The following is a 7,950-nucleotide window of genomic DNA, read 5'->3' as shown; positions in this document are numbered from 1 at the left end:
AACACCCCCCCCCCCCAAACCCCCTGGGGTGTGTGTCGGGGGGGCTCGGATTTGTTTATACGCCCCCGGGGCGGCCCCCCCCCCGCCCGGGGCGGCGCCCTCGATGTCGCTCCCGGGGGCGAGCACGCCGTGGGCGGCGTACGCGGAGCCCCAGTTGCTGATGTCCAGCGGCTCGCCGTCGGGTCCGGCCGCGCCGACGGCGAGCACCGTCGGGACGGAGGCCGGCACCTGGGCGCAGTCGCAGCCGTCGTTGCCGACGGCCGCGACCACCAGGACCCCGTTCTCGTCGCACAGCCGCAGCGCCCGCTCCAGCATGGGGTCCGGCTGGGCGTCCGTGCCGGCTTCGCCGCCGCTGATGTTGATGATGTGCGCGCCCTCCTGCACGGCGCGTTCGACGGCCCGGGCCAGGTCGAGCTGCGGCACCCGGCCTTCGCCCGCGTCCGTGAAGACCGGCAGGACCAGTCCGCGGCAGCGCGGGGCGATCCCGGCGTACGGACCGTCGGGTCGGCCGAAGAGCAGGCTCGCGACGTGGGTGCCGTGCAGCGACATCGGGCCGTTGCCGGCCGGTTCGGCGACGAGCGTGTCCAGCCGGGTGAGGTCCGCGCCCGCGAAGCAGGGGTGCGACAGGTCGACGGGACCGTCCAGGACGGCGATGCACACGGCCGGGTCGCCGAGGAGTTCGTCCTCGGGGGCGCGGACGTCGTGCAGCACCGATCTGGCCTTCATGGGGAATCGCCTTCCGGTGTCGGGCGGGGCTTCGGGTGCGCTCCGCCGGGCAGCAGGTGGTGCCAGTCAACGGGGCGGCCGTCGCGGGAGTGTGCCGGGGAGCGTCACGGCCGGCGCGGGAGCGCCGTCGCGGACGCGTCGCGTCCTCGTGGCGGATCCGCCGCGGCCGTTCGCCGCGTCACGGCCCGGTCGATGCACGCGCCGTGACCGCCGGCGGTCCCGCGGACCGGGCCGGATGGCCACGACGGATCGGCGGCTTCTCCAACACCCGTTCGGGGGCGGCCCATTAGGGTGTCGGCCGGTCGACTGCGGGGCGTTGCCGTCACGGTCGGCGACGACGGCCGTGACGCCCGGGCGGCGTCACCGTGACGTCGTCACAACGTCCGTGCGACGCACGCGCGACGGTGGTCCGGGGCCGGACGGACACGGCCGTGACGGGCCCCGGCCGCAACCGGGGCATGTCCGAACGGGTGCGGGCGACGGACTGTCGGGACAGAGTGGGGGTGTGTTGTGGGACGGTCCGGGCATCGAGCTACTGCGGGGCTTCGAGGCCACCGACGCGGGACGCTGTGTGTCCCTTCCGGTGAGTGCTCAGCACCTGCTGGCGTTCCTCGCCCTGCACGACGGCGGCGTCCAGCGCGGGGCGGTCGCCGAACGGCTCTGGCCGGACTGCACCCAGCACCGCTCGGCCGCGAACCTGCGCACCGCCCTCTATCACGTGCGGCGCGGCCGGGCCATACCGGTCGAGAGCCCGGGGCAGTGGCTGCGCCTCGCCCCGGCGGTCCGGGTGGACCTGCGGTCGGCGCGCTGCTCCGCACGGCAGGTCGTGTCCGGGCTCGACCGGTTGCCGGTCAGCTGCGACGACATCGTGGACGACCTCGCCGCCGAGCTGCTGCCGGGCTGGGAGGAGGAGTGGCTGACGCTGGAGCGGGAGCGGTGGGACCAGCTGCGGTTGTACGCCCTGGAGGGTCTGGCGCACCAACTGTGCGACGCGGAGCGCTATCTGTCGGCGCTGCAGACCGCGCTGGCGGCGATCGCCATCGACCCGGTCCGTGAGACGGCCCACCGGATCGTGGTCGAGGTGCACCTCGCCGAGGGCAACCTCGCCAGCGCGCTGCGCTCGTACCAGCACTACCGTTCGTTCCTGCAGCGCGAGCTGAACGTCGCCCCCTCGCCGAAGATGACCGGACTGGTGCGGAACCTCCAGCGGATGTGACGGCCCGCCGGCGGCGCCCGACTCCACGCCGGCGGAGCGGCCCGGGCGCGGAACGCCGCGCCCGGGCCGGGCCGCTACCGCAGCCCGCGCAGCACGGAGAGCAGCCGGTCGATCTCCTCCGGGCCGTTGTACACGTGCAGGCTCACCCGCACCGAGCTCTCGCGCTCCCCGGCCCTTGCCTGGCAGTGCCCGTCGGCGCGCACCATCAGGCCGTGGCTGTCGAGGACGAAGCCCAGGTCGTTGGAGCCGATCCCGCGGTGCCGGAAGGTGACGATGCCCTCGCGCTGCTGGACCGCGGAACCGGCGGCCAGGCTCGACCGGCAGCCGAGGACCTCGTACGGGTCCAGGGTGCGCAGCCCGTCGGTGAGCCGGGCGGCCAGGGCGGTGTTCCACCGCCGGACGCGGTCCGGCCCGGCGGCGTCGAGCCAGTCCAGGGCGGCCTCCAGGGCGGCGATCCCGCAGGTGTTGGGCGTGCCGTTCCAGCCGCCGGGGGTGAAGACCGGGCCCCGGGTGTTGCGGGCCCACACCGCGCCGGTGCCGGGCAGGGCCATGGCCTTGTGTCCGGAGAAGACCACGAAGTCGACGTCCAGCGTGCCGACGTCCACCGGCAGGTGGCCGACGCTCTGCGCGGCGTCCAGGCAGATCGGCACGTCCGGGCCGACCGCGGCCCGGATGCGGTGGACGTTCATGTCGCCGCCGTACACGTGGTGCACATGGGTGGCGGCGACGAACGCCGTGCGGTCGGTGACGAGTCCGGCCAGCGCGCGGTGGTCGTAGTCGTGCGAGGCCGGGTCGTACGGCAGCTCGCGCACCGTGATGCGCACGCCCTGGCCGGCCAGCAGCCGCTGGGCCTCCAGCCACGGCAGTGCGTTCGCCTGGTGGTCGGCGAACGGCACGATGATCTCGTCGCCGTCCCGCAGGTGGTGGGGGAGCCAGTCCCGGGCCACCGTGCGCAGCCCCTCGGTCGTGCCGCTGACGAAGTGGACGCCGGAGTGCTGCTGCGGTGCCGGGTCGCCGAGGAAGCGGGCGACCCGGGTGCGGGTGCGGTCGACCAGCGCGGTGGTGGCGTTGGCCCAGGTGTAGGTGCCGCGGCCGGCGTTGGCGTTGGCGGTGGTCAGGTAGCGCTGGACGGCGTCGAGCACCGCCCGGGGCTTCTGCGAGGTGGCCGCGCTGTCCAGGTACGCCCGGTCCGGGTTGCCGGTGATGATGGGGAACTGCGCCCGCAGGTCGCGGTGCCAGTCGTGGAGCTCGGTGAGGGTGGTCATGGCCGGCTCCGCTCAGTCCCGGACCAGTGGGGCGCCCGCGTCGCGCCAGGCGATGATGCCGCCGGTCAGGCTGCGCGCGTCCCGGTGTCCCATCCGGGCGAGCAGCGCGGCGTACCGGGCGGACTTCTCGCCGACCGGGCAGGCCAGCAGCACCGGCTGGTGGGTGCCGAACGGCAGTCCGCCGTGCAGGAGTTCGTCGAACAGCTCGTCGACGATGTTGATCGAGCCCTCGATGTGCAGGGCCGCGTAGGCGAACGGACCGCGCAGGTCGACCACGAGCGGCCGGTCCTCGGCGATCCACTTCCGGGCGGCGTCGACCTCGACGGTCCGGGCGGCGGCCAGCTCGGCCGGGGTCACGGCCTCCACCGAGTTCGGCCGGGCGGGCTGGTTGAACAGCTCGGGCCGGCGGCGGCGGACGTAGCTGAGGTAGCTCTCCACCCGGTCGCAGACGATGAAGACGGCGGTGTGCCGTTCGCCGCCTCCCCGTCGCGTCAACTCGGCGTCCACGGTGCGCAGGTGGCGCAGGGCGCCGAAGAGGGCGCCGCCGCCGGTCGGGCCGGCCGGCAGGCCGCAGCGGCGCAGCAGGGTGAGCATGCCCTCGATGGCCTGGTCGGAGGTGACCGACGCGATGGCGTCGTAGGTGGCGGGGTCGAACAGCCCGACCTCGTGCACCTCGTCGATGGTGCGGATGCCGGGGATGAAGTCGGACTTGTGGGCGACCAGTCCGAGCACCTCGACGGCCGGGTTGTGGGCGCGCAGCACGGCCGCGACGCCGGTGGACGAACCGGCGGTGCCGACGCAGGCGATGAAGTGGTCGGGGGCGCGGCCGTCGAGGTCCCGGACGATCTCCGGCCCGGTGCCGGTGAGGTGGGCGTCGAGGTTGAGCGGGCTGTAGTACTGGTCGGTGTGCAGGTAGCCGGAGTCCGTCTCGGAGAGCATCCGGTGGATGCGGGTGAGCGGGTCGTCGTTGTCGGTCGGGTCGAGGCACTCGGTGCGGCCGGGCAGTTCCTCGATCTCCGCGCCCAGCAGCAGGAGCAGGTCCTTGACCTCGGGGACCTTCATCCGGTTGGTGACGCTCCTGAAGGGCAGTCCGTGCAGGCCGGCGATCAGCGCGAGTGCCTTGGCGGTGTTGCCGCTGGACAGTTCCACGACGGTGTCGCCGCGTTCGACGGCGCCGGGCAGGGCCTCGCGGGTCATGTTCCAGGCGGCGCGGTCCTTGACGGATCCGAACGGGTTGAGCATCTCCAGCTTGGCGTACAGGTCGATGTGCCGCAGGCCGGTGACCGCCGGGTCGATCCGGACCAGCGGGGTGTTGCCGATCGCGTCGGTGATGCTGTCGTACCTCATGCCTGTCCGTCCCCCCGGTGTCCTGCGGCGGCCGTCACGTCGACGGGCCAGTACTGCTCGTCCAGGCGCCAGCGCCAGGCGCCGTCCTGCCGGTACGCGGCGACCTTGCGCGCCACGGGCTGGCGCAGCGCGCGGCCGGCGCTGAAGTCCATGAGGTAGCCCGCGGTGTTGGCGAAGGCGAGCAGGTCGCCGGGGGCGGGGAGGCGGGGCAGGAAGACCGTCCGGCGGGTGATCAGGTCGGTCTCCAGGCAGAGGTTGCCGATCAGGTAGACCCCGACCGGGTCCCCCGGCGGGCCGTCCGGTGAGCCGTCCGAGCGGCTGTCCGAGGGGCCGTCCGACGCGCCGGGCGTGGCCGGCGCACCGGGCCGGGGGATCAGCAGAGGGTCCATCAGCACCCCGTGCTCCTCCAGGCCGACGTCCCGCGCGTTCATCTCCAGCCGCACCAGGTGTTCGCCGGCCGCCGTGTGCCGGACCTCCAGGACGCGGGCGAGGGTGGCCCCGCACTGGTCGGCCAGTGCCCGGCCGGGCTCCACCGCCAGGTCGTACAGGTTCTCCAGCAGCAGGGTGCCGAGCGGCCGTCCGAGCGTGGGCGCCGGGCAGGAGAGCAGTTCGTCCAGGTAGGCCTCGGCGGCGACCGGGCGGTGCGCCGGGTACAGGCCGAGGGTGCCGCGCAGTCTGCCGGACTCGTTGCGCAGCCCGTAGCCGTGGCCCTGCCAGGTCAGCGCGGGCCGCTTGCCCAGGACGGCACGGGTCAGTTCGGTGGTGTACCGCTCCCACTGGCCGGCGTCGGCGAGGTAGTCGACCCCGAACCCGCCGCCGATGTCGACGGTGCGGGGCCGCAGCCCCCGGCGCCGGCACTCGTTCAGCACCGTGATGCAGGTTTCCAGGGCGACGGCCTTCTCCGGTACGCCGGTGGTGTCCAGGTGGTAGGCGACGCCGGTCGTCTCCACGGCGTCCCGGTGGCGTTCGAGCGCGTCGATCAGCTCCGTCAGCTCGCCGATGTCGGTGCCGAACCGGCTCGGCCGGGTGAGGACGGTGGTCCCCGGGGCCCGGAAGCCCGACAGCCGGGGCATGACGCGCACCGGGGGCAGGGCCTGTTTGCGCACCAGGTCGGCCAGGTCGTCGAGTTCGGCGCGGGAGTCGAGGTGGACGGTGACGCCGGTGCGGGCCGCCAGCCAGAGGTACTCGCGGTTCTTCGGCCCGGTCGCCATGATCCGCTCGGGCGGGCAGCCGGCTCCGAGCACGTGCTGGAGCTCGGCGAGCGAGGCGACGTCCAGTCCGGCCTCGGTGGCGGCGAGCCGGCGGACCAGGGCGCTGGAGCGGTTCGCCTTGTGGGCGAAGTGGATCCGGCCGGTGAGGTGGTGCTTGCGGTAGACGGCCTGGAAGCGTGCCAGGTTCTCGGCGATCTGCTCGGGCAGGAGCAGGTTGAGGGGCGATCCCAGGGCGTCGGTGAGGGTGTGGAGGAGGTCGCGTTCCTCCAGGAGGGATCGGAGCGGGGGCTCCAGCCGTGGTTCGAGATACAGCGGTAAGGGCCGCATGCGAAACCAGCTCTCCGTGAGAAGTCGGCGGAGGGGGCCGCAGCCGCCGACAGGCTGCCCCGTGTCGGCCCGCGTCCCCCGGCGGTCCGCGCGTCGGCGTGGCGCGCGCGGTCGGACGCCGCGTGCGGCTCCCACCGCGGCGGGCGTCGGCGACCGAGGGAAACGCTAACCGTTTCCCTGGGTGATCAACAGGGCGCGTGTGCCACGCGCTCGCAAAGACTGTGCCGGTACGGAAACCGGTGCTCCGGATCGCCTCCCGGAGGGGTCGCTCCGGATCGCTTTCCGGGCCGGGGTCAGCGCAGGGCGACGAGGACGGAGCTGGTGCCGTACTGCCACACCGGTCCGGCCTGCCGGAAGCCGGCCTCCCGCAGCAGTTCGCCGTGCCGGGCGGCCGACAGGCCGTTGCCGGCGCCGTCGGTCGGGGGCAGTTGCCGCTCGCGGGCCGTCAGCAGGTCGGCGAACTCGGGGACCCGCCCGGCCGCGGCCCACCACTGGGACCAGTCCTCGGCGGCGTCGGCGCCCCGGCGCTGGGCGCGGCGCCGGCCGATCGCGAGGGCGAGCTCGGCGAGCGGCCGGTCCTCGGGGATCAGGTGGTCGCCGTTGACCAGGACGCCGCCGGGCCGCAGCACGCCCGCGAGGTCGCGGTAGATCCCGAGCAGCGCGTCCGGCGGTGGGTAGTGCAGCGCGGTGGTGGACACCACGGCGTCCAGCGGGCGGTCGAGCCCGAGGTCCCCGATCCAGCCCGGGCGGCCGATCAGGGTCTCGATCCAGCGGGCGACCTCGGGGTGCCGGGCGCGGCCGAGGGCGAGCAGCAGCGGGTCGATGTCGACGGCGAGGATCTCGGCGTGCGGCAGGCGGGCGGCGACGCGCGCCGACAGCGAGCCGGGGCCGCTGCCGAGATCGGCGACGAGCGGCCGCCCGCGGTGTCCGACGGTCTGTTCCAGTACGTCGGCGATGACGGTGAAGCGCTCCTCGCGCTCCACGGCGTACCGCTCCTGCTGGCGCTCCCAGCGGTCCACCCAGGTCCCGGCCAGCGCGGCGTCCACTCGCATCCCGACTCCCGCCGTGTCCGTGCGCATTCGAGGCTTCGCCTTCTGCCAGTGTTTGTCATGTTCATATGGCCCCGCAACCGGTCCGGCACGGGGGATCCGGCGAAACGATATCCGTTTTCATGTGCGGGTTTCCAGTCGGTGCGCCCGCGCCGCCGACCCGGGACCCGCCCGTCGTCGGCCGCGGCCCACCCACCCGCCCGGACCAGCCGCACTGCGCGCCCGGTGCGGTCGGTACCAGGCTGGACACCGAGCCCGGTGACGGCGGACCACCGACCGGTGCGATCCTCCGCCGCCGTCGAGTCGAGGAGGAGCCATGGCCGACCGGCCTGAGGACAAGGGCCGCATCGTGGTCGGGGTGGACGGCTCGGAGCCGTCCCGGCGGGCGCTGCGCTGGGCCGTGCGCCAGGCGGAGCTCACCGGCGGTGCGGTGGTGGCGGTGATCGCCTGGGAGTACCCGACGTACCACGGCGCCCGCGGCTGGTTCCCCCCGGGGATCACCGACGAGGCGGCGCTGGAGGGCCGGGCGCGGCAGGAGGCCGACCGTGCCGTCCGGCAGGCCGTGGGGGAGCGGCCGCCGGTCGAGGTGCGCACCGAGGCGCGCCACGGCACCCCGGCGGGGGCGCTGGTCGAGGCGGCCCGGGGGGCGGACCTGCTGGTGGTGGGCAGCCGCGGCCTCGGCGGCTTCACCGGGATGCTGCTGGGCTCGGTGGCGCAGCACTGCACCCGGCACGCCACCGTCCCGGTCGTGGTGGTCCGCGCCGAGGAGGAGTGACCGGCCGGGCGCCCTGGGGCGGACCCGGCGCCGC

Annotated in this window: 7 protein-coding genes; 2 read left to right on the top strand and 5 right to left on the bottom strand. The window is 74.6% G+C overall.

Features of this window, described 5'->3' with window-relative positions:
* A partial coding sequence (locus ACFVHV_RS12590; protein WP_380351068.1) for a S8 family serine peptidase occupies positions 1-726 on the bottom strand: 726 nt, incomplete at its 3' end.
* A gap of 583 nt (positions 727-1,309) precedes the next feature.
* On the opposite strand from ACFVHV_RS12590, the gene ACFVHV_RS12585 reads away from it, so the two are divergent.
* On the top strand, positions 1,310-1,942 hold the full coding sequence (locus tag ACFVHV_RS12585) for a BTAD domain-containing putative transcriptional regulator (protein ID WP_380351066.1): 633 nt from the start codon (positions 1,310-1,312) through the stop codon (positions 1,940-1,942).
* 74 nt (positions 1,943-2,016) lie between these two features.
* Here ACFVHV_RS12585 and ACFVHV_RS12580 read toward each other — a convergent pair whose 3' ends face one another.
* From ACFVHV_RS12580 to ACFVHV_RS12565, 4 genes are all read right to left on the bottom strand, one after another.
* Positions 2,017-3,207, bottom strand: coding sequence for an aminotransferase class V-fold PLP-dependent enzyme (locus ACFVHV_RS12580; RefSeq protein ID WP_359903912.1), 1,191 nt, complete (start codon positions 3,205-3,207; stop codon positions 2,017-2,019).
* A gap of 12 nt (positions 3,208-3,219) precedes the next feature.
* The gene (locus ACFVHV_RS12575) at positions 3,220-4,554 is read right to left on the bottom strand and encodes a pyridoxal-phosphate dependent enzyme (protein ID WP_380351064.1); all 1,335 of its coding nucleotides are present in this window, start codon (positions 4,552-4,554) and stop codon (positions 3,220-3,222) included.
* Positions 4,551-6,092: a Y4yA family PLP-dependent enzyme gene (locus tag ACFVHV_RS12570; protein WP_380351062.1), complete on the bottom strand. Its 1,542-nt coding sequence runs from the start codon at positions 6,090-6,092 to the stop codon at positions 4,551-4,553. The genes ACFVHV_RS12575 and ACFVHV_RS12570 overlap by 4 nt, the downstream gene beginning before the upstream one ends.
* A 293-nt stretch (positions 6,093-6,385) precedes the next feature.
* The gene (locus ACFVHV_RS12565; protein ID WP_359903906.1) at positions 6,386-7,144 is read right to left on the bottom strand and encodes a class I SAM-dependent methyltransferase; all 759 of its coding nucleotides are present in this window, start codon (positions 7,142-7,144) and stop codon (positions 6,386-6,388) included.
* A 313-nt stretch (positions 7,145-7,457) separates the two neighbouring features.
* On the opposite strand from ACFVHV_RS12565, the gene ACFVHV_RS12560 reads away from it, so the two are divergent.
* Positions 7,458-7,916, top strand: coding sequence for a universal stress protein (locus ACFVHV_RS12560; RefSeq protein WP_359903904.1), 459 nt, complete (start codon positions 7,458-7,460; stop codon positions 7,914-7,916).
* The last annotated feature ends 34 nt before the right edge of the window (positions 7,917-7,950 follow it).

Source organism: Kitasatospora sp. NPDC127116, assembly GCF_042677365.1.
Taxonomy (GTDB): domain Bacteria; phylum Actinomycetota; class Actinomycetes; order Streptomycetales; family Streptomycetaceae; genus Kitasatospora; species Kitasatospora lactacystinica.
This window is presented reverse-complemented; position numbering and strand designations above follow the sequence as displayed.